Here is a 20,927-nt window from a genome sequence, read left to right on the forward strand (position 1 = left end):
TTCGACGCTCGATAGATTCACCCCTGAAACTGATCTGAGGTTTTCGGCGAGTGTATCCCTGTGCGCCAGCTCCTGTTTTTTACACGGTAAAGACGTTAACCTAATGATATAACTGGCAGCTCTGAGGAGGTGAATCATGTGGCAAGCAGTGAATCGTCTACTAAGCGAACAACTCGGCGATGCCGAGGTGCGTGAGCGTACCGAACTGCCCGGCGGTGATATTCATCAAGCTTGGCGACTTAGTTATGGTCATACAGATGTATTCGTCAAATGCGATCGTCGGGATATGTTGCCTATTTTTACCGCCGAGGCCGATCAGCTCTCCCTGCTCGCTCGCAGTAAAACAGTCCGTGTTCCGCAGGTTTACGGCGTTGGTAGCGATCGCGACGACAGCAGCTTCCTATTACTGGAGTATTTGCCACTCAAATCTCTGGATGTGCACTCAGCCTATTGTCTGGGGCAGCAGTTGGCACATTTGCATCAATGGAGTGAACAGCTACAGTTCGGCCTTGATTTCGATAACGATCTGTCTACCACACCCCAGCCGAACGGATGGCAACGGCGCTGGGCACAATTTTTTGCCGAGCAACGTATTGGCTGGCAATTACAGCTAGCGGCAGAGAAAGGCATGATTTTCGGGGATATTGACGAAATCATTGCCTTAGTTCAGGCGAAATTACAAAACCACCAGCCGCAGCCTTCCCTTTTACACGGCGATCTTTGGCCTGCTAACTGCGCCGCCAGCGCCAATGGCCCCGTTATCTTTGATCCCGCCTGCTATTGGGGTGACAGAGAATGCGATCTCGCCATGCTACCGCTCTACCCCGACCTTCCGGCTCAAATTTATGATGGTTATCAAAGCGTTTGGCCACTGCCAAGCGGTTTTATTGAACGGCAACCGCTGTATCAGCTCTACTATTTATTAAACCGCAGTAACCTATTTGGTGGTCAACATTTGGTTGCCGCGCAAAAAGCGGTAGAACAACTGTTACACCCTGAATAAATCGCTATTAGCCGTTAAAAAAGCCTGTTCCTCGCGGATACAGGCTTTTTTATTTCAGACACTGTGCTTATTTCAGACGCAGTGTTTATTTCAGGCAAGATAGTTAGCCCGCGGCCATCGCGCCGAGTAGCTGAATAACAAAATAAGCCACCGCAGCGATAATGATTGGCAGAATGTAGAGGGTAAACACTTGCAAGAAAATAGTGTGTCGCGGCACAACGATTTTTTCTTCTAATTGCGCTCTAGTCCGCCCCTCGCTGCCACGGGCCTGCTCCAGAATCAGCTGATCCTCAATCCCCTCGCGAATATGTTTGACCTGCCGACTCATCCGAGCGCCGGAAGCCTGTAGTGCCAAACCAACAAAAATCAGCATGTAGATGATAAAGAACATGATATTGGCACCAGAGAACCCCGCATCCAGACTAGGCACCGGCGAGTTAAACCAAAATATGTTCAAAAAACCGGTGTTAAAACGGATCATATCGGTCATAACATGGATAAAATCCAACATTACTGCATTTACACCCGCAGTTTTTTCGCTGTAATGATAGACAAAATTAATCACTGAGATCAGCGTCGATAGTAGTGCCGGAATAAATACCAGCCAGCCGGCAATCCTTTTGACCACAGCGACCTGACCAGCCTGTTGATACGTCATGAGTTCCCCTTATGAGTGCCACATTTTATTGGTACAGTTTACCCGTACTTTCTGTCAGGTGTGCAATGATTTCACCGTAATAATCATCGATCTGCGTCATCCAAGCCTAGCTTATTAATCCCCAGCGAATGGATGTTCTTATGGGAAAAACTCAATTTATTTATCATTACAGGCAAATTGCGTGCTGCAAACCCAGTTTCAGGCGGTTTTGCGAAACAACGCGCAGCAATAGTTTTAGCGTAACGGCAGCACAATGCTACAGTGTGTTTCTCTTATATCTCCAACCGACAGGAGCGATGATTGATGGCTAATCTGCATCCGATAAAAGCCGCTATTTTTGATATGGACGGTTTACTGATTGATTCCGAACCGCTTTGGCTCCAAGCCGAGTTAGATATATTCAGTGAACTGGGGCTGGATACCACGTCCAGAGACAAATTGCCCAACACTCTGGGGCTACGCATCGATTTGGTGGTTAAGCTGTGGTACAAAACCCAACCTTGGCAAGGCCCCGACGAAGCGGAAGTCTGCCGTCGAATTATTGCCCGCTCTATTGAACTGGTGGAGCAAACCCGCCCTCTACTTCCCGGCGTTGAATACGCGCTGCAATTGTGTCGCCGTCAGGGGTTGAAAATCGGTCTGGCGTCAGCGTCCCCACTGGTGATGCAGCAAAAAGTATTAGCCATGTTCGAATTGGAGAAATACTTTGACTGTTTGATGTCCGCAGAACATCTGCCTTACAGCAAGCCGCACCCTGAAGTTTATCTGAACGCCGCCGCTGAGCTGGGCGTTGACCCATTGGAATGCGTGACCTTGGAAGATTCGTTTAACGGCATGATAGCGACCAAAGCTGCGCGAATGCGTTCTATCGTCATTCCTGCGGCAGAGCTACGTGAAGATCCTCGCTGGGCGCTGGCAGATATCCAGCTGGATTCGTTAGAGGAACTTCGGGTTGAAGACATTTCTTAACCCAGCTTAACGCTTTATTAGGCTTATAGGCTTAGGAAGATGGCAGAATTCTGGACAATACGCTTCTCGCATTAAATCATCGTACAGATAAATATTCTCGTTACGCCGCCCGATTTAACTGCTAACTCTGGTTGATAATGTGGCAGATTAAGGGGGAAAGTTCCCCCTTCATTCCCCATCACTTCATTTATCTCTTCGGAAAGCATTCCTAAGCGATCCTTTGTGTCACAGGAAATCGGCACGTTTCGGTGAAAAAGTATCGATTAGCATGCTATTAGCTTCCAGAGACACCGCACCGTGCATTTCATATTTTACCGCCCGATAGGCGTCTCCAGCCTTTAAGATGCGTTTTTGTCCGTCAATTTCTACCTCAAAACTTCCCGCCGCCACATAGGCGATTTGATCATGAATATCATGCTGATGCGCCACACCAATTGCGCCTTTATCGAAATGAACGCAAACCATCATTAATTCGTCGCTCCAGGTCATCACCTTTCGCTTGATCCCATTTCCTAGTACTTCCCACGGAGTTTCATCATTGATAAAGAACATATGCATCATTGCACCCTCATGAAGTTAAATCGGCCTATCGCAGTTAAACCACGGCCAGCTCGCGAATTCTTTTGCATTCTACTGGCACCAAAGGTGTAAATCGCGGGGAAAAACCAAAATTCATGACATCACTCAAAAAAATAATAAAACATAGTTCCATTTTTATTGAATTGTCATCCCACACGAACTATTATCCTCAACATCACCAGAAACGTAGCTGGCTAAAGAAAGAAAAAAGCTTCGTACTAGAAGCCCTTTCTCAACGGCATACTGCGTTTCTCCTGCGGGCTTACCCATCTAAGATACTGTTCTGAAAGAGAGGCACTGACATGCAAGTTCGTCAAAGCATTCATAGCGACCACGCCAAACAACTCGATACCGCTGGCCTGCGCCGCGAATTCTTAATTGAAAAGATTTTTGTCGCAGATGATTACACCATGACCTATAGCCACATTGACCGCATCATCGTCGGGGGAGTTCTGCCGGCGACCCAAACCGTCAGCATTGGGGATGACGTGGGGAAACAGCTCGGCGTGAGCTACTTCCTGGAACGGCGTGAACTGGGCGTGATTAACATCGGTGGGCCAGGCCTGATTGTGGTTGACGGTCAGACTTACGAAATTGCTAACGAAGAAGCTTTATATGTCGGGAAAGGTGCGAAAAACGTTGAGTTCAGTAGCATAGATAGCACTCAACCGGCAAAGTTTTACTATAACAGCGCACCGGCTCACACCACTTACCCCAACAAAAAAATCACGCTGGCAGAAGCCGCACCGCAAACACTGGGTGACGATGCCACCAGTAACCGCCGTACCATCAACAAATATATCGTGCCGGACGTATTGCCAACCTGCCAACTGACAATGGGTCTGACCAAACTGGCTCCGGGCAACCTGTGGAACACCATGCCGTGCCATACCCACGATCGCCGTATGGAAGTGTATTTCTATTTCGATATGGATGAAGAAACGGCCGTTTTCCACATGATGGGCCAACCGCAGGAAACTCGCCATCTGCTCGTTCACAACGAACAAGCCGTTATCTCGCCAAGCTGGTCTATTCACTCAGGTGTGGGTACTAAGCGCTACACCTTCATATGGGGCATGGTGGGCGAAAATCAGGTCTTTGGCGATATGGACCACATCGCGGTGAGTGACCTACGTTAAAAATTGTCCAAATGGAATATTGACCGATTGGAGAGCTGGGAAATACCGGTTCTCTTCATGATCTTGCTATCGCGGCCATCAATAAACCGCATGAAAAGAGACTTCAGCTATGATTTTAGATTCCTTTGATTTGAAAGGTAAAGTTGCACTGGTAACCGGCTGTGATACTGGTTTGGGCCAAGGTATGGCTATTGGTCTGGCGGAAGCGGGCTGCGATATTGTCGGCGTTAATATTGTTGAACCTCAGGAAACCATTCAGAAAATAACTGTATTAGGCCGCCGTTTTTATAGCCTGACCGCCGATCTTAGCAATATTGATTGTATTCCGGGGATACTGGAACAAGCGGTCGCTGAATTCGGCAAAATCGATATCTTAGTCAATAATGCCGGAATTATTCGCCGGGAAGACGCCATCAATTTCAGTGAGAAAGACTGGGATGATGTGATGAATGTAAATATCAAAACGGTGTTCTTTATGTCACAGGCGGTGGCCCGCCAATTTATCAAGCAGGAAACCGGCGGCAAAATCATCAACGTAGCGTCAATGTTGTCTTTCCAGGGAGGCGTGCGCGTTCCTTCTTATACCGCCTCAAAAAGTGCCGTAATGGGCGTGACCCGCTTGCTGGCAAATGAATGGGCCAAATACAATATTAACGTCAATGCTATAGCCCCTGGTTATATGGCGACCAACAATACTCAGCAATTACGTAAAGATGAAGAACGTAGCAAAGAGATTTTGGATCGAATCCCTGCCGCTCGCTGGGGTTTACCGAGTGATTTGATGGGGCCGGTGGTATTCCTAGCGTCCAATGCCTCCGATTATATTAGTGGCTACACTATCGCCGTGGATGGTGGTTGGTTAGCTCGCTAATTCTGACGAATAAACTTCATAGGCACGGCGCGCAACGCTGTGCTTTTGTGTTGCCTAAATTCAATGGACACGATCTGTCTCACAACGAAAGCATGATTATGATTATGATTACAATCAATACACTAAAGTTATTGTAAAGCTTCTCGCCTGCGCGAAATAATACCGCCACTCCTAACACCGTATATTTCTTATTATATATCATTAATTTAAAAGTAAACCTCTTGAATCACTTGCAGCCTAAAACTCATCGCTTAAAAAAATCAAAACAACGTTCCAACTTAGATCACACTTTTATCATTCGCTCAATGACTCGCCAATAAATCCAAATATAATGTATTGAAACGATGTTTCTATTTATAAGGAACTGTAATTTGGTTCCACCAAGAGGTGACGGCGATGCATTTTGCAGGCGACATTAAAGGCAGCGAAGCAGACATCAAACAGTGGCTGACGGCGATTCGCCAGCATGCAGATTCAGTGCAAACTCTTGGTCAAAGCCAGATTCATCCCACCCCGCTGCTAGCCGACGGTTTCGATGTGGTAACCCATCAGCCGGTGTGCTGGCAATTCGCTGATGGTCGTCGGGTGCCTATTTCGAATTTTGCCAGCCAGCAAAATTGGCTGCGAACCCTGACAGCGCTCAGCCAGGTAACTCATGACCCACAGTACCGGCAACGAGCAGAAATCCAAACGCGCTATTTCTTACAGCATGGCGTTCATACCGCCAGCGGCCTGTTTGCCTGGGGTGGGCACCACTTCTTTCACTTGGATACCCTGAGTTCCGAAGGGCCAGCATCAAAATCATTGGTGCATGAGCTTAAGCACCACCTTCCTTATTATGATTTTTTAGCGGAAATCGATCGTGAATCCACGCTGAATTTCATACAAGGATTTTGGCATGCACACGTTGACGATTGGAAAACGCTGGATTTAGGTCGCCACGGTGAATACAGCAAAATACGAGACCCACAGGTTTTTGCACATCCGCGCCACGATGTTGTCGATCCCGCGCTCTGGCCACAATTGCCTGAAACCAAAGGATTAACCTTTGTCAACGCCGGCACCGATCTGATCTATGCCGCCTTTAAATATGCCGCCTTCACTGGCGATGATCAGGCTGCGGCCTGGGGAAAACATTTATATCGTCAATACGTTCTGGCACGTCACCCTGAAACCGGTTTACCTGCCTATCAATTCAGCTCACCGTTGCAACGCCAGCCGATCCCCGCAGATGATAACCAAACTCAGTCTTGGTATGGCGATCGGGCGGCGCGTCAGTTTGGCGCAGAATTTGGCTATCTAGCGCGAGAAGCCAATGTATTATTCCGCGATATGCGCCCGCTACTAGTGGATAACCCACTGGCAATGTTGGATATTCTGCGTCAACATCCCGACGCAGAAATGGAAAAATGGGTCATTGAAGGACTCAAAAATTACTATCGCTTTGCCTATGATCTAAAAAGTAATACTCTGCGCCCCTTGTGGATCGACGGTCAGGATATGACTGGCTATATTCTTCCCAGAGACGGTTATTACGGTTCAAAAGGCTGCGAAATCAAACCCTGTCCTTTAAATCCTGATTATTTATTGCCACTGGTACGCGCCTGGCGTTTAAGCAACGACGATGAGTTGTTCGACCTAATCAGCGTTATTTTGAAACGCTTAAATTTGGTCGAATTAAAACAGAGACCTTTTCACACTACCCTATTAGCGATTGAGCCACCGGCAGCCTCCCCTTATTTACTTTTAGCATTCATAGAGCTGGCGCAGCATTGCCAGGATCAACAATTGTTTAATCTCGCCTGGCGCGTAGGGAAAACATTATTTAAACAGCACTACCATCGGGGATTATTTGTTGAGTCTGCACAACATCGCTATGTCCGCATCGATGATCCTATTGCTTTAACGTTATTAACCTTAATTGCTGCCAAAGAAAATAAATTAGCCGAAGTGCCGGTATTGTTGACTAATGGTGGGTACATCCACGGGGACTATCAAAGGAATGGCAGCAATAACGTAATTTACGATATCGATTTCATTTACCCGACTCTTTTGAGTCAGACAATTTAGCTTTTTCTTTTAATAAAATAGGTAAGCATTATGAATGAAAACAGAATGCTGGGGTTAGCCTATATCTCTCCCTATATAATAGGATTGATAGTTTTCACGGCATTCCCCTTTGTTTCATCTTTCTTTCTCAGTTTTACTGAATATGACCTTATGAATCCGCCCGTATTTAATGGGATAGAGAATTATCGTCATATGCTAACTGAGGACGATTTATTTTGGAAATCCATGGGCGTTACATTTGCCTATGTATTTTTGACGATTCCATTAAAGCTGGCCTTCGCTTTAGGCATTGCATTTGTCCTAAATTTTAAGTTAAGAGGCATTGGCTTCTTTCGCACCGCTTTTTATATTCCGTCAATCCTCGGTAGCAGTGTGGCCATTGCGGTACTGTGGCGTGCGCTATTTGCCATCGACGGCTTATTGAACGGCTTTATTGGCGTGCTTGGCTTTGATCCGGTTAACTGGCTCGGCGAACCTTCTTTGGCGTTAACCTCGGTAACACTGCTGCGCGTCTGGCAGTTTGGTTCCGCCATGGTTATCTTCCTCGCAGCATTGCAAAACGTTCCTCAGTCTCAGTATGAGGCCGCCATGATAGACGGTGCCTCTAAATGGCAAATGTTTATGAAAGTCACGGTGCCATTAATTACACCGGTTATTTTCTTTAACTTTATTATGCAAACCACTCAGGCCTTCCAGGAATTTACTGCCCCTTACGTTATTACCGGTGGCGGGCCAACGCACTACACTTATTTATTCTCCCTTTATATTTATGACACCGCATTTAAATATTTCGACATGGGCTACGGTGCCGCATTGGCCTGGATATTATTCTTGGTTGTTGCTTTATTCGCTTCGATTGCCTTTAAATCTTCGAAATATTGGGTGTTCTACTCCGCCGATAAAGGAGGAAAAAATGACTGATATCCAACAAAACCCGCGATCTCAATCAGAAAATCTGTCAGCTACACAGCAAAGCGCCGCTGAAGAAATCAGCCGGACATTGCGAAAAGAAAAAATAAGTGCGGCCCTCCGTTATGTGGTGTTAATTATCGTCGGGTTATTAATGTTGTATCCATTATTATGGATGTTCTCCGCCGCATTTAAACCGAATAACGAGATCTTCACGACTTTAGGACTATGGCCAGAGCACGCAACGAAAGACGGTTTTGTTAATGGTTGGAAAACCGGTACTGAATATAATTTCGGCCATTATATGCTGAACACATTCAAATACGTCATCCCGAAAGTTATTCTGACCATTATTTCCTCTACTATCGTCGCCTACGGTTTTGCCCGCTTCGATATTCCATGGAAAAAGTTCTGGTTCGCTACGTTGATTACCACCATGTTGCTGCCAAGTACCGTGCTGTTGATCCCGCAATACATAATGTTTCGCGAAATGGGCATGCTGAACAGTTATTTACCTCTGTATTTACCCTTAGCTTTTGCTACTCAGGGATTCTTCGTCTTTATGCTCATTCAATTCTTGCGCGGCGTACCGCGTGATATGGAAGAAGCGGCGCAAATTGACGGCTGTAATTCCTTCCAAGTGCTGTGGTACGTAGTCGTGCCTATTCTGAAACCGGCCATTATCTCCGTCGCCCTATTCCAGTTTATGTGGTCAATGAATGATTTTATCGGCCCGCTGATTTATGTCTACAGCGTCGATAAATACCCGATTGCGCTGGCTCTGAAAATGTCTATCGATGTAACGGAAGGCGCTCCGTGGAACGAGATTTTGGCAATGGCAAGTATTTCCATTCTGCCATCCATCATTGTTTTCTTCCTGGCTCAGCGCTATTTCGTGCAGGGCGTCACCAGCAGCGGAATTAAAGGTTAAAAGAGGATTTATCATGGCTGAAGTCATTTTCAACAAATTAGGCAAAGTGTATTCCAACGGTTTCAGAGCGGTACACGGTATCGATCTGACCATCCACGACGGCGAATTTATGGTTATCGTCGGGCCGTCCGGCTGCGCGAAATCCACCACTCTACGCATGTTGGCCGGTCTGGAAACCATCAGCGATGGGGAAGTGCGTATTGGCGATCGGGTGGTTAATAATCTGGCACCAAAATCTCGCGGTATTGCCATGGTGTTTCAGAACTACGCGCTGTATCCACATATGACAGTGAAAGAAAATCTGGCCTTTGGCCTGAAGCTCAGCAAATTACCAAAAGAACAAATTGAAACTCAGGTCAGCGAAGCAGCCAAAATTCTGGAATTAGAAGATTTATTGGATCGGCTGCCGCGTCAACTTTCTGGTGGGCAAGCTCAGCGCGTTGCCGTGGGGCGCGCCATTGTAAAAAAACCGGACGTGTTCTTATTTGATGAACCGTTATCGAACCTCGATGCTAAATTGCGCGCATCAATGCGCATCCGTATTTCCGATTTACATAAGCAATTAAAGAAAAGCGGTAAAGCTGCTACCACGGTTTATGTCACACACGACCAAACCGAGGCTATGACCATGGGTGACAGAATCTGCGTGATGAAACTGGGTCATATTATGCAGGTCGATACGCCAGACAATTTGTATCACTATCCGGTCAATATGTTTGTCGCCGGTTTTATTGGCGCGCCGGAGATGAATATTAAGCCGAGTAAACTGGTAGAAACCGAGGGGCAAATTGGCCTGACGGTGGGTCAATATACGCTGGTATTAAATCCTTCCCAACAAAGAAAAGTAGCGGCACACAGCGGAGAAAAAGTTTTCTTCGGCGTGCGTCCGGAATTTATTCGTATGTCACAAGCGCCTTTCACCACCCATCACTCTCAGGGTGAATTAGTGCGGGTAGAAAATATGGGGCATGAGTTCTTTATGTACGTCAAAGTCGATGACTTCGAGTTGACCTGCCGTCTGCCTTCTGATGAAGCTCGTCCCATTATTGAGAACGGACTGCACCGTACCGTTTATTTCCAGTTTGATATGGATAAATGCCATATCTTTGACGCAAAAACAGAAAAAAACATCTCTCTTTAACAGGAGCAGTACCCAATGAAAAAAGCGATCCTACACACGCTGATAGCTTCTACTCTGGCACTATTATCACACCAGTCTTTTGCTCAGGATGAGGTTAATCTTCGTATGTCCTGGTGGGGCGGTAATGGCCGCCATCAGGTCACGCTAAAAGCTTTGGAGGAATTCCATAAGCAGCATCCGAATATTAACGTTAAAGCCGAATATACCGGTTGGGACGGCCATCTTTCTCGTTTAACTACGCAAATTGCCGGTAGTACTGAACCGGATGTGATGCAAACCAACTGGAACTGGCTGCCGATTTTCTCTAAAGATGGCGCAGGCTTCTACGATTTATTTAAAGTCAAAGACACGTTGGATTTGGATCAGTTCGATCCCAAAGAATTACAGCAAACTACGGTTAACGGTAAACTGAACGGTATTCCGATTTCGGTTACCGCCCGTATTTTCTATTTTAACGATGAAACCTGGAAAAATGCGGGTCTAGAATATCCAAAAAATTGGGACGAGCTGCTAGCCGCAGGCGCCGTATTTAAAGAAAAACTGGGCAACCAATATTATCCCGTCGTTTTAGAGCATCAGGACACATTGGCGTTAATTCGCTCTTATATGACGCAAAAATACAATATTCCAACGATTGACGAAGCCAACAAAAAATTTGCCTATAGCAAAGATCAATGGGTGGAGTTTTTTACTCTGTATAAGAAAATGGTAGATAGCCATGTAATGCCTTCGACCAAATACTATGCATCCTTCGGCAAAAGTAATATGTACGAAATGAAACCCTGGATTAACGGCGAGTGGGCCGGTACATATATGTGGAACTCCACCATTAATAAATACTCCGACAACCTGAAAAAACCGGCTAAATTGGTGTTAGGCCCCTACCCAATGCTGCCAGGTGCCAAAGATGCCGGTTTATTCTTTAAACCTGCGCAAATGCTGTCTATTGGCAAATCTACCCAACATCCGAAAGAAAGCGCCATTCTGATTAACTTCCTGCTAAACAGCAAAGAAGGTGTGGAAGCGCTTGGGTTGGAACGCGGCGTGCCGCTTAGCGCGACGGCGGTTGAACAATTACGCACCAGCGGCACTATTCAAGATACCGATCCGTCCGTATCTGGCCTAAATATGGCATTAGCCTTGCCGCACGAAATGAAAACCTCGCCTTATTTCGATGATCCACAAATTGTTTCTTTATTTGGTGACGCCATTCAATACATCGATTATGGTCAGAAAACCGTAGAGGAAACTGCAGAATATTTTAATCGTCAGGGTGACCGAATTTTAAAACGCGCCATGCGATAAATCGAAGAATAAGGCACTAAACTCACCCTGCCATTTATTTGGCGGGGTTTTTCTGCTTGATTAAATTACAATAAAAACAATCAATTAGATCGTCATCACAACTTTAAAATGCTTTTATTTTATTAGGGAACAATGACGACATCGATCACAAAAATTATTAAAATAATAAATAGAATATAAAACCACAATAAATGAAACGATGTTTCTTTTTTAAGAATGTATTCTTTATTGATGCGAAAATACATCACTCAGGGATTATAAAAATGAAATTTAAATTACTTACTCTGGCAATGGCATCAGTTATCAGTTTCAGCTCTGTGGCAACAACTATCGATTATCGTCATGAAATGCTGGATAGCGGTTCGAACGATCATAAAGATCGTCTGCTGTTCTCTAACCGTTTCGCTAACGGCTTTGGCCTTTCTTTGGAAGGCAAATGGCGGCAACACAGCTCGGACAACACCGCAAACAAACCTTTTCACGAACAGGTCAGTAATGGTACCGAAGTGGTAGCCAGCTATGTGTATAAATTTAACAAGACCTTCCAGTTGGAACCGGGCTTCTCTCTGGAATCCTCATCAGACAGCAATAACTACCGGCCATATTTACGCGGCAAAGTTGCCTTTACTGACGATTTCTCTACGTCTCTACGCTATCGCCCTTATTACAAACGTAACCAGCCTTCCACCAAAGATACTGAGAAAGGCCATCAATTCACCCTGCTATTTGCCTATAACTTCCTGAAAGATTACTCCGTCGAATATGAGTTGGATTACAAAAAATCTGAGGACAAAATTCTGGCAAATAACGAAAAGTATGACTGGAGTCATGATGTCAAATTGGCCTACAAATGGGATAAAAACTGGAAACCTTATGTGGCTATCGGCAATGTTTCTGGCAGCAGCCTGACCGACGAACGCCAGACCCGTTTCCGCGTGGGGGTGCAGTACACCTTCTGATCGTCGTTATAACCTGATCACCGTTATAACCTCAGTATGTCCGATTTGATTGAATACTCATCATTAGTATTGCAGTAACTGCCGCTGCAAACCTGTTACCCGTGTTTGGGGAAAAATCTGACTCCCAGTCGCTTTTCCCCGTTTTTTTCACCTTCCATTTCCTGTAATATCCGCCGCCCAGCCACGCGCCAGCTGTGGATTGTCTGAAAAAACAACATTCACCCTAAAATCACTCCTAATGTGACATTTAGTTACAGCGTAACGGCTATCTTCACCCAGAGAAATCCCATATACTGGATAAATTAACAGTTATAGTTTGGGACGTTTGTATGACCGCGGAAGGGCATTTGATTTTTTCTGTCGCCTGCGCAATTTTTGCCAAAAAAGCCGGGTTGACTCCCGAGCTTACACAGGGGGACTGGTGGCACATTATACCGGGCGCCCTTTTGACGTCTCTACTACCTGATATTGACCATCCCCGCTCTGTTCTGGGGCAACGCTTGAAGTGGATTTCCGCGCCTATTGCACGGATTTTTGGCCATCGCGGTTTTACCCACAGTTTATTAGCGATCCTCGGTGGAATAGCGTTATTTCAGCTTGAAATTCCCCGCAGTTGGTTTATCCCACCTGACGTCATGCATGCGATGATCGTCGGCTATTTCAGCCATTTATTGGCGGATATGCTGACGCCTGCTGGCGTACCACTGCTGTGGCCGTGCCGTTGGCGGTTTCGCCTGCCTCTGCTCAATTCGCAAAAAGGGAATCAGCTGGAACGCGTGTTTTGCGTACTTTTAGTATGCTACGCCGTTTACTGGCAGAGCGACCGCTCATTTCCCGTCCAATCCTATGTTGAGCAATTGAAGAGTTTCAAACTCTGATCACAATTAACTGCCGAAATCATCACCCAAAGCATATACTTTATACAAATTTGCGTAAAAAATTATATCAAATTCTTTTTGGATATAAGTGAGCCAACTCAGTAACTGTTAGGATAGTTGGCTTCGCGACCTATCAAGGTCAGCAATATAAATAGAATACGCAAAAAGTATTCATAATAGAATTTTGGAGATTTGGGGATGAACCTACCGCTCGTAATTAATGTGGCGATTTTTGTCGCATTGCTGTTGCTATTGGCACAAACCCGTCACAAACAGTGGAGCCTGGCCAAAAAAGTTCTGGCTGGTCTGGCATTAGGCGTGGTGTTCGGCCTCGGCCTGCATTTGGTGTATGGCTCTGACGACCCGGTAATGAAAGAATCTATTACCTGGTTCAATATCGTCGGTAACGGTTATGTACAATTACTGCAAATGATCGTGATGCCGTTGGTATTTGCGTCCATTTTAAGTGCCGTCGCCAAGCTGCATAATGCGGCGTCGCTGGGGAAAATCAGTTTCCTGTCTATCGGCACCCTGCTGTTTACTACCATGATTGCGGCGTTAGTCGGTGTATTTGTCACCAATCTGTTCGGCCTGACCGCTGAAGGTCTGGTTCAGGGCACTCAGGAAGCGGCTCGCCTAAGCGCGATTGAAAGCAATTATCTGAGCAAGGTTTCGGATCTGAGCGTGCCTCAGCTGATTTTGTCCTTTATCCCGAAAAATCCGTTTGCCGATTTAACCGGTGCAAACCCAACTTCGATTATCAGCGTAGTTATCTTTGCGACTCTGCTGGGAATTGCTTCACTGCAATTGCTGAAAGACGACGTTGAAAAAGGTAAACGCGTACTGGTTGCTATCGATACCCTGCAATCCTGGGTGATGAAACTGGTTCGTCTGGTTATGAAACTGACCCCATACGGCGTGCTGGCATTGATGACCAAGGTCGTCGCTGGCTCTAACGTTCAGGACATTATCAAACTGGGTAGCTTCGTTGTGGCCTCGTATCTGGGTCTGGCGATCATGTTCGTGGTTCACGGTCTGTTGATTGCCTTTACCGGTATCAACCCGCTGAAATTTTTCAAGAAAGTTTGGCCGGTGCTGACATTTGCCTTCACGAGCCGTTCCAGTGCTGCCAGCATCCCACTGAGTGTGGAAGCGCAAACTCGCCGTCTGGGTATCCCTGAATCCATTGCCAGCTTTTCTGCGTCCTTCGGCGCAACGATTGGTCAAAACGGCTGTGCCGGTTTGTATCCGGCTATGCTGGCGGTGATGGTGGCTCCAACCGTAGGTATCAACCCACTGGACCCGATTTGGATTGCAACATTGGTCGGTATGGTCACCGTCAGTTCAGCTGGCGTAGCCGGTGTAGGTGGCGGCGCAACCTTTGCAGCCTTGATTGTACTGCCAGCCATGGGTCTGCCGGTCACGCTGGTTGCTCTGTTAATCTCCGTTGAACCTTTGATTGATATGGGCCGTACCGCCTTGAACGTAAGCGGTTCTATGACTGCCGGTACCATCACCAGCCAATTGATGAAACAAACCGACAAAGAGATTCTAAACAGTGATGACGAGGTGGAATTAGCGCATCGCTAAATGTCTCACTTATCGTAATCAGTAAAAAGCCGGGCAGCGTAAACTGTCCGGCTTTTTCAATTTTGTTTCACCTGGGTTCTTCAAACTGGATTAACTACGGTACTTTTCCACCAGAGCCTGTGCGATAGCCAGGGTTTCCACATCCGGTACGCCGCTGAAATCGCTGGCGCGGAAGTGCATCTGGAAGGCAGCTATCACCTTCAGGGTTTCCTCATCCAGTTCACCGGTTAGCGGGATTTTATACCCGTAAGTCGCTAACGCTTTCTGAATAGACTCAACCGGCACCAGCTCGTGTTTATCACGGCCATCAATCAGTTCCTGAACCCGCCCTTCGTCTGGCCAAGCGCCAATGCCAGCTTCATATAAACGTTTCCACGGGAAATACGGGCCGGGATCGGACTTTCTCTGCGGAGCAATATCACTATGCGCTACAACATCTGTCGGAGCAATATGATAACGGGCAACAATGTCCTTCCCCAGCCGCTCAATCAATTCAATCTGGTTTTCGTTAAACGGATACCACTTACGCCCTAGCAGCTCCTCTGTATAGCCCAGATTGACGATTTCCACGCCTATCGAGGTATCATTCAGGCTGGTACGTCCTTGCCATTCGCTGACCCCAGCATGCCAGGCGCGTTTATCTTCGGGAACCAGTTGCAGTACCACCGGTTTGCCACCTTCTTTACGCGGATGTTCCGTCACCAAATAATGCGCGCTAACCTGCTCTTGAGTCAGCAATCGCAGGGATTCCGCATCGTCAACCGCCGTATAGTGGAACACTAGAAAGCGCACCCGATCGTTCTGCCCCACCGCAGGATGGGTGGTATCTACCTGATAATCACCGCGATCGATCAATTTATGCGGGCTACTGCTACACCCAGCCAAAAGCAGCAACAGCGCCGCCGGCAATAATTTTTTCATCATTCACACTCCCTGTCGTTTGATAAACTCGATTCACAGTAACTGATGTAAACTAAATGGTATGTAAACGATACATTCTGCATAAGTATCATTTGCACCTTAAGAATTTACCATCATGGGGGAAACCAGCAAAAAAAACGGCCCCTGAATCAGGAGCCGCTGGATTTACCTAGCTAATAATGCATTAAACGCCGCCCATTAAAACGGGTAGTCGCGATAACCCATTTGTTCCGAGATATTACGCGCCGCCTGATGCAATGACTTTACATAATCGCTCTTATGTTCCTCTGAGAAACGCAGCGTCGGGAATGAAATACTCAGCCCCGCGATGGCAACGCCAAAACGGTCGAAAACCGGAACGGCGATACAACGCAGCCCTTCTTCCTGTTCTTCGATATCTTCGCCAAAACCTTGTTCACGCACCTGATCCAGCACTGGCAATAGCACCGCAGCGCTGTCCAGCGTGTGTTTGGTACTACGGGTAAACTCGATATGAGACAGAATTTCTTCCACTTCGCCGCGATCGCGCCAGGCCAGCAGCACCTTACCAATAGCGGTACTGTGCAGCGGGTTACGACGGCCAATTCGGGAATACATTCGCAGGTTATACATCGAATCAATTTTATGGATATAGACAATGCTGTCTTCATCCAAAGCGCCCAGGTGAATGGTCTCACGGGTCAGATTCGACAATTCGCGCATCTGAATATCCGAGCTGCGGATCAAATCGACGTTTTGCAGCGCTTTTGCGCCTAATTCAAACAGCTTAAGCGTCAGCGAATACTTTTCAGATTCCCCTTCCTGCGCCACATAGCCTAAAGACTTTAGAGTTTGCAGAAACCGGTAAACCGTACTTTTGGACATCATCACACGCTGCGAGAGTTCGGTAATACCGATTTCTCGCTCTTCACCCAACGCTTGTAAGATACCGAAAACTTTCAGAACCGACGAAACTGAGTCGGGCTGTTTATCAAAATCAGTCGTAGCCATTGTGTCGTTACCCTACTCGTTTTTTTGTTTTAAAAAAAATAGAACAATGGTTTTATTATAAGAGGAAGCGGTGAGATTGCGCAATGATGCAATATAATTAATCTGATATCACACTGAGAAATAGGGATTTGGCCTCTTTTTACCCCGGAGGCCAGAGCAAAGATGCTATAACCACACAGTTTCAGGCAAAGTCGCTAAATACAGTGCGGGCTTGCCGTCAACGTCTGAAGTAAACAGCACTTGTTTATTATCTGGTGTAAAAGAAGGATGCGGGTGGGTTACCTGACGTTCGCCTTCAAATACCTTCCATGAGGTGTCGTGGCGCGCTATCTGATGCTGTTTGCCGGTTTTCATGTTGAATACGTACAGGAAAGGATCGTTTTCAATCTTGTAGCCGCTATCGTCCTGCACATCTACCGGCGCATCAGAGCCGTCGCCCACCATCAAAGAACCGTCATAATTGCTCATTAAATGGGAACAGGCTGGCATTTTGGTCAACTGGCGATTTTCCAACGTGAGCGGATCGGCGCTGCAAATAAAACGGTCTGGGCTACCCTTCATATAAGAAACATAAACCAAAGCCGAGCCGTCCGGCACCCAGAATTCATGGGTGCAACTCTCTCCCGGCGCATGGGTTTTCACTTTGCGCATATTCGTGCCGTCTTCATTGATCAGCCACATACGTGCATCCACCAAATCGTGCGGGCCTTCATGACAGAAAGCGACGGTAGCATCATCGAAAGGACGATAAATAGGATGGCCTAGCCATTGGTTTTCCTGAAGAATCACCGTTGATTGCCCGGTGCGCAGATCGACTTTCATTAAACGGCAGCAAGGATGAGTGAAATAGAAATCGTGGAATTTCTTCCAATCGGTTAACGGCTGCCAGTCCTCCTGCTTGATTTCAATACCAACCAACTTAGTACAATCTGAATTCGCTACCCAAGTGCCATACCCCATCCACCCGTCAGGCACCTGATAAACCAAGAATTCTTCCAGTGAATCCAAATCTACCCGCATGAGATTACGGCCATTTTTTACGTAATATAGCGCGTCATCGTTTGGCGACAGAAAACCGCCAAAAGTATTATCGCCGATTCCCTCGGTTAATTGAGTGGCTATCCGAGTAGTCAAATCCAGCAGATAATAGTTCCACGCCCCTTCAAAAGCGCCGCCAAATAACAGTTTACGGCCATCCTGAGTGAAGCACTTTTGATAGAAATAGTTACGATGACAGGTCACGTCCTGAGGCGTTAAACGAGTAATTTGGGCACCGGTAGAGGCATCCTGATAGGTGTGAAATGTCAGTGGAATGAGTTTACCTTTGGCCATCCGAGGAATCCTTAAAACGTCAGAGAATGAAAAATGTTGGCAGCATCAGCTGGTTAACATGTGACAATCCATTATAGGAACGATGTTTCATTTTTCCGTGATCGCAGTTTCGTTTTAGCCAATAGCATTGATATTTTCTGGCTTTTATCTGTCTTATCATGATGATTTGGCCACTCCTGCATCCTGCACACATTCGTTGACAATCAGTTATGACAATTAGCTATGACAATTATCCGAGTGGCAAAGATGCAATCTGCCACCTTTGCCGTTAGCATTATAATACTTAGCCATTTCATTACTTTTACAGATAAAACTCCATATGACACCTTCTCAGACTGATGGGTTGCCGGTTCCCCAGCGCTACGCCGCCATTTTGGTGATAGCTTTGGGTATTACTATTGCGGTACTGGATGGCACTATTGCAAATGTAGCGTTACCCACCATCGCCCGCGATTTGAATGCCAGCCCGGCCGATTCTATTTGGATCGTCAATGCCTATCAGTTAGCCATCACCATTTCGCTGCTCTCACTGGCATCCCTCGGGGATATCATCGGCTACCGGCGGGTTTATCAGGCTGGATTGCTTATTTTCAGCCTGACATCATTATTCTGCGCCCTGTCCGATTCCCTTTGGACGTTGACTTTTGCACGGGTATTACAGGGGTTTGGGGCTGCAGCGCTGATGAGCGTCAATACGGCGCTAATTCGAATCATTTATCCGCGAGCCCAACTTGGACGCGGTATTGGCATTAATTCCCTGATCGTGGCCTTTTCTGCCGCCGCTGGCCCTACCATCGCCGCCGCCGTACTATCGATAGCATCCTGGCAATGGCTTTTTGCCATCAATGTTCCAATTGGCCTGCTCGCCTGGTGTTTGGGCATGAAATACTTACCCGCTAACGTAGCCAAGAGTAACGGTAATAAATTCGATATTGTCAGTTGTCTGATGAATGCCATAACCTTTGGCCTGCTGATTATCGCCATTAGCGGCTTTGCCCAAGGACAAAGCCCGACGCTAATTGCCGGTGAAATCATAGCGCTATTACTGATTGGTTTTTTCTTCGTGCGTCGCCAGCTCAAGCAACCTTTCCCGTTATTACCCGTCGATCTGCTACGTATCCCGATTTTTGCCCTCTCCGTCGGCACCTCGATTTGTTCTTTTATTGCACAAATGCTGGCGATGGTGTCGCTGCCGTTCTTCCTGCAAAACGTGTTAGGGCGGGATGAAGTGGCGACCGGGCTGTTGCTCACCCCATGGCCGCTGGCAACGGTTGTGGCCGCACCGATTGCCGGTCGGTTAGTGGAACGCTATCAGGCGGGTCTGTTGGGCGGCATCGGACTGGCAGTTTTCGCCAGCGGACTCTTCCTGCTAGCAACTCTTCCGGCCAATCCGAGCGATTTGAATATTATCTGGCGCATGATGCTCTGCGGCGTCGGCTTCGGTTTATTCCAGTCGCCGAACAATCACACGATCATTTCTGCCGCGCCGCCCAACCGCAGCGGCGGTGCCAGCGGTATGTTAGGCACCTCGCGTCTGCTAGGGCAGACCTCTGGCGCGGCGTTAGTGGCCTTAATGTTCCATCAGTTTGCGGACAATGCTACTTATGCTTCTTTGCTACTTGCCGGCGGTTTTGCCACGCTGGCGGCGGTGGTTAGCCTGCTGCGCATTTCATCTAAAACCAGCTAGCGCGCTGAAAATTCGACAATAAAAAGGCACAAAAAAGCCCCGCTATTCACGGGGCTTTCTAACTGCTTCACCACAAGCGGTTGTGGCTTATTTCAGGTATTCGCCAGTACGCAGTGCTTCAATGCGCTTGTCCAACGGTGGGTGAGACATCAGCAATTCGCTGAAAGTCTTAGATTTACCGTTGATGCAAAACGCCATCATGCTGCTTTCTTCCTGCGGCTCATAGCTGGTTTTCAGGCGTTGCAACGCCGCAATCATCTTCTCACGACCCACCAATTTGGCTGAGCCAGCGTCCGCATGGAACTCCCGGTGACGAGAGAACCACATGGTGATAATGCTCGCCAAAATACCAAATACCAGTTCCAGCACCATAGACACGGCGAAATACACCATTGGGTTGCCAGAAGAACTGCCTTCGTTTTCCCGATCGCCAGACACAAAACCAGCGACAACCTGCGCAATTAAACGAGAAATAAAGATAACAAAGGTGTTCACCACGCCCTGAACCAGCGTCATTGTGACCATGTCACCATTAGCTACGTGACTGATTTCATGGGCGATAACTGCTTCCGCTTCATCGCGGCTCATGTTTTGCAGTAAACCGGTACTCACTGCCACCAGCGAAGCATCACGGCGAGCGCCGGTCGCAAAGGCGTTAATATCCGGAGCCTGATAAATGGCAACCTGTGGCATAGCGATGCCAACCTGTTGAGACTGACGACGTACGGTATCCAGCAACCAGCGTTCGGTTTCATTACGTGGCTGTTCGATCACTTCCCCACCAACGGAACGCAGCGCCATCCATTTAGACAGCAGCAGTGAAACGAATGAACCACCAAAACCGAACAGAAGCGCCATAATCATCAGCCCCTGTATACTACTTGACTGAATTCCAGTCAGGCTTAGCACCAGCCCGAAGACCAACATCACCGCCAGGTTAGTGAGAAGGAACAGAGCTATACGCATCATAAATTTTTACTTCCTTATTTGTTTAG

General features: G+C 47.1%; 19 protein-coding genes. 13 read left to right on the forward strand and 6 right to left on the reverse strand.

The annotated features are described in order from the left end of the window. Positions 1–136: 136 nt before the first annotated feature. Positions 137–1,003, forward strand: a complete 867-nt coding sequence (locus ACQ4OC_RS04515; protein WP_064518088.1) for a fructosamine kinase family protein — start codon at positions 137–139, stop codon at positions 1,001–1,003. A gap of 103 nt (positions 1,004–1,106) precedes the next feature. Here the strand turns inward: ACQ4OC_RS04515 and ACQ4OC_RS04520 are convergent, their stop codons facing one another. Next, a complete protein-coding gene (locus ACQ4OC_RS04520) occupies positions 1,107–1,661 on the reverse strand; it encodes a YniB family protein (RefSeq protein ID WP_064518083.1) in 555 nt (184 codons plus the stop codon). Between the two features lie 303 nt (positions 1,662–1,964). Between ACQ4OC_RS04520 and hxpB the strand changes: the two genes are divergently transcribed. Continuing rightward, positions 1,965–2,630 carry a hexitol phosphatase HxpB gene (gene hxpB, locus ACQ4OC_RS04525; RefSeq protein WP_064518082.1) on the forward strand — a complete coding sequence of 222 codons (666 nt, stop codon included), beginning with the start codon at positions 1,965–1,967 and terminating at the stop codon, positions 2,628–2,630. Positions 2,631–2,855: 225 nt separating this feature from the next. Here the strand turns inward: hxpB and ACQ4OC_RS04530 are convergent, their stop codons facing one another. After that, entirely contained in the window at positions 2,856–3,188 is a 333-nt protein-coding gene (locus ACQ4OC_RS04530) for a cupin domain-containing protein (RefSeq protein ID WP_064518574.1), read from the reverse strand. A 323-nt stretch (positions 3,189–3,511) separates the two neighbouring features. Between ACQ4OC_RS04530 and kduI the strand changes: the two genes are divergently transcribed. From kduI to ACQ4OC_RS04580, 10 genes are all read left to right on the forward strand, one after another. After that, positions 3,512–4,348 carry a 5-dehydro-4-deoxy-D-glucuronate isomerase gene (kduI, locus tag ACQ4OC_RS04535; RefSeq protein ID WP_064518080.1) on the forward strand — a complete coding sequence of 279 codons (837 nt, stop codon included), beginning with the start codon at positions 3,512–3,514 and terminating at the stop codon, positions 4,346–4,348. A 109-nt stretch (positions 4,349–4,457) separates the two neighbouring features. After that, a complete protein-coding gene (kduD, locus tag ACQ4OC_RS04540) occupies positions 4,458–5,219 on the forward strand; it encodes a 2-dehydro-3-deoxy-D-gluconate 5-dehydrogenase KduD (RefSeq protein WP_064518078.1) in 762 nt (253 codons plus the stop codon). Positions 5,220–5,615: 396 nt separating this feature from the next. Further along, complete coding sequence (locus ACQ4OC_RS04545) at positions 5,616–7,289, forward strand: pectate lyase (RefSeq protein WP_064518076.1); 1,674 nt, start codon at positions 5,616–5,618, stop codon at positions 7,287–7,289. Positions 7,290–7,319: 30 nt separating this feature from the next. Further along, entirely contained in the window at positions 7,320–8,210 is an 891-nt protein-coding gene (locus ACQ4OC_RS04550) for a carbohydrate ABC transporter permease (protein WP_049600619.1), read from the forward strand. After that, the gene (locus tag ACQ4OC_RS04555) at positions 8,203–9,129 is read left to right on the forward strand and encodes a carbohydrate ABC transporter permease (RefSeq protein ID WP_064518074.1); all 927 of its coding nucleotides are present in this window, start codon (positions 8,203–8,205) and stop codon (positions 9,127–9,129) included. Before ACQ4OC_RS04550 ends, ACQ4OC_RS04555 begins: the two co-directional genes overlap by 8 nt. Positions 9,130–9,142: 13 nt before the next feature. Further along, positions 9,143–10,270, forward strand: coding sequence for an ABC transporter ATP-binding protein (locus ACQ4OC_RS04560; RefSeq protein ID WP_064518072.1), 1,128 nt, complete (start codon positions 9,143–9,145; stop codon positions 10,268–10,270). Positions 10,271–10,285: 15 nt separating this feature from the next. Further along, the gene (locus ACQ4OC_RS04565; protein ID WP_120806808.1) at positions 10,286–11,575 is read left to right on the forward strand and encodes an ABC transporter substrate-binding protein; all 1,290 of its coding nucleotides are present in this window, start codon (positions 10,286–10,288) and stop codon (positions 11,573–11,575) included. Between the two features lie 263 nt (positions 11,576–11,838). Continuing rightward, complete coding sequence (locus tag ACQ4OC_RS04570) at positions 11,839–12,534, forward strand: oligogalacturonate-specific porin KdgM family protein (protein WP_064518068.1); 696 nt, start codon at positions 11,839–11,841, stop codon at positions 12,532–12,534. 329 nt (positions 12,535–12,863) lie between these two features. Further along, on the forward strand, positions 12,864–13,412 hold the full coding sequence (locus ACQ4OC_RS04575; protein ID WP_064518066.1) for a metal-dependent hydrolase: 549 nt from the start codon (positions 12,864–12,866) through the stop codon (positions 13,410–13,412). A gap of 198 nt (positions 13,413–13,610) precedes the next feature. Beyond that, on the forward strand, positions 13,611–15,002 hold the full coding sequence (locus ACQ4OC_RS04580) for an L-cystine transporter (protein WP_064518064.1): 1,392 nt from the start codon (positions 13,611–13,613) through the stop codon (positions 15,000–15,002). 90 nt (positions 15,003–15,092) lie between these two features. Here ACQ4OC_RS04580 and ACQ4OC_RS04585 read toward each other — a convergent pair whose 3' ends face one another. The 3 genes from ACQ4OC_RS04585 to ACQ4OC_RS04595 all read right to left on the reverse strand — a co-directional run bounded on the left by ACQ4OC_RS04585 (position 15,093) and on the right by ACQ4OC_RS04595 (position 18,245). After that, complete coding sequence (locus ACQ4OC_RS04585; RefSeq protein WP_064518572.1) at positions 15,093–15,923, reverse strand: N-acetylmuramoyl-L-alanine amidase; 831 nt, start codon at positions 15,921–15,923, stop codon at positions 15,093–15,095. A gap of 198 nt (positions 15,924–16,121) precedes the next feature. Continuing rightward, positions 16,122–16,913: a DNA-binding transcriptional regulator KdgR gene (kdgR, locus tag ACQ4OC_RS04590; protein WP_430970971.1), complete on the reverse strand. Its 792-nt coding sequence runs from the start codon at positions 16,911–16,913 to the stop codon at positions 16,122–16,124. A gap of 165 nt (positions 16,914–17,078) precedes the next feature. Beyond that, a complete protein-coding gene (locus tag ACQ4OC_RS04595) occupies positions 17,079–18,245 on the reverse strand; it encodes an oligogalacturonate lyase family protein (RefSeq protein WP_064518060.1) in 1,167 nt (388 codons plus the stop codon). Between the two features lie 319 nt (positions 18,246–18,564). On the opposite strand from ACQ4OC_RS04595, the gene ACQ4OC_RS04600 reads away from it, so the two are divergent. Then, a complete protein-coding gene (locus ACQ4OC_RS04600; protein WP_064518058.1) occupies positions 18,565–19,932 on the forward strand; it encodes an MFS transporter in 1,368 nt (455 codons plus the stop codon). An 87-nt stretch (positions 19,933–20,019) separates the two neighbouring features. Here the strand turns inward: ACQ4OC_RS04600 and htpX are convergent, their stop codons facing one another. Next, complete coding sequence (gene htpX, locus ACQ4OC_RS04605; protein WP_064518056.1) at positions 20,020–20,901, reverse strand: protease HtpX; 882 nt, start codon at positions 20,899–20,901, stop codon at positions 20,020–20,022. Between the last annotated feature and the right edge of the window lie 26 nt (positions 20,902–20,927).

Source organism: Yersinia sp. J1 (assembly GCF_050586585.1).
Taxonomy (GTDB): Bacteria; Pseudomonadota; Gammaproteobacteria; order Enterobacterales; family Enterobacteriaceae; genus Yersinia; species Yersinia entomophaga.

Excerpts from the sequence above, each read along its gene's own strand:
- ACQ4OC_RS04515 (WP_064518088.1), top strand. The coding sequence starts at position 137 with ATGTGGCAAGCAGTGAATCGTCTACTAAGCGAACAACTCGGCGATGCC.
- ACQ4OC_RS04520 (WP_064518083.1), bottom strand. The coding sequence starts at position 1,661 with ATGACGTATCAACAGGCTGGTCAGGTCGCTGTGGTCAAAAGGATTGCC.
- hxpB (WP_064518082.1), top strand. The coding sequence starts at position 1,965 with ATGGCTAATCTGCATCCGATAAAAGCCGCTATTTTTGATATGGACGGT.
- ACQ4OC_RS04530 (WP_064518574.1), bottom strand. The coding sequence starts at position 3,188 with ATGCATATGTTCTTTATCAATGATGAAACTCCGTGGGAAGTACTAGGA.
- kduI (WP_064518080.1), top strand. The coding sequence starts at position 3,512 with ATGCAAGTTCGTCAAAGCATTCATAGCGACCACGCCAAACAACTCGAT.
- kduD (WP_064518078.1), top strand. The coding sequence starts at position 4,458 with ATGATTTTAGATTCCTTTGATTTGAAAGGTAAAGTTGCACTGGTAACC.
- ACQ4OC_RS04545 (WP_064518076.1), top strand. The coding sequence starts at position 5,616 with ATGCATTTTGCAGGCGACATTAAAGGCAGCGAAGCAGACATCAAACAG.
- ACQ4OC_RS04550 (WP_049600619.1), top strand. The coding sequence starts at position 7,320 with ATGAATGAAAACAGAATGCTGGGGTTAGCCTATATCTCTCCCTATATA.
- ACQ4OC_RS04555 (WP_064518074.1), top strand. The coding sequence starts at position 8,203 with ATGACTGATATCCAACAAAACCCGCGATCTCAATCAGAAAATCTGTCA.
- ACQ4OC_RS04560 (WP_064518072.1), top strand. The coding sequence starts at position 9,143 with ATGGCTGAAGTCATTTTCAACAAATTAGGCAAAGTGTATTCCAACGGT.
- ACQ4OC_RS04565 (WP_120806808.1), top strand. The coding sequence starts at position 10,286 with ATGAAAAAAGCGATCCTACACACGCTGATAGCTTCTACTCTGGCACTA.
- ACQ4OC_RS04570 (WP_064518068.1), top strand. The coding sequence starts at position 11,839 with ATGAAATTTAAATTACTTACTCTGGCAATGGCATCAGTTATCAGTTTC.
- ACQ4OC_RS04575 (WP_064518066.1), top strand. The coding sequence starts at position 12,864 with ATGACCGCGGAAGGGCATTTGATTTTTTCTGTCGCCTGCGCAATTTTT.
- ACQ4OC_RS04580 (WP_064518064.1), top strand. The coding sequence starts at position 13,611 with ATGAACCTACCGCTCGTAATTAATGTGGCGATTTTTGTCGCATTGCTG.
- ACQ4OC_RS04585 (WP_064518572.1), bottom strand. The coding sequence starts at position 15,923 with ATGAAAAAATTATTGCCGGCGGCGCTGTTGCTGCTTTTGGCTGGGTGT.
- kdgR (WP_430970971.1), bottom strand. The coding sequence starts at position 16,913 with ATGGCTACGACTGATTTTGATAAACAGCCCGACTCAGTTTCGTCGGTT.
- ACQ4OC_RS04595 (WP_064518060.1), bottom strand. The coding sequence starts at position 18,245 with ATGGCCAAAGGTAAACTCATTCCACTGACATTTCACACCTATCAGGAT.
- ACQ4OC_RS04600 (WP_064518058.1), top strand. The coding sequence starts at position 18,565 with ATGACACCTTCTCAGACTGATGGGTTGCCGGTTCCCCAGCGCTACGCC.
- htpX (WP_064518056.1), bottom strand. The coding sequence starts at position 20,901 with ATGATGCGTATAGCTCTGTTCCTTCTCACTAACCTGGCGGTGATGTTG.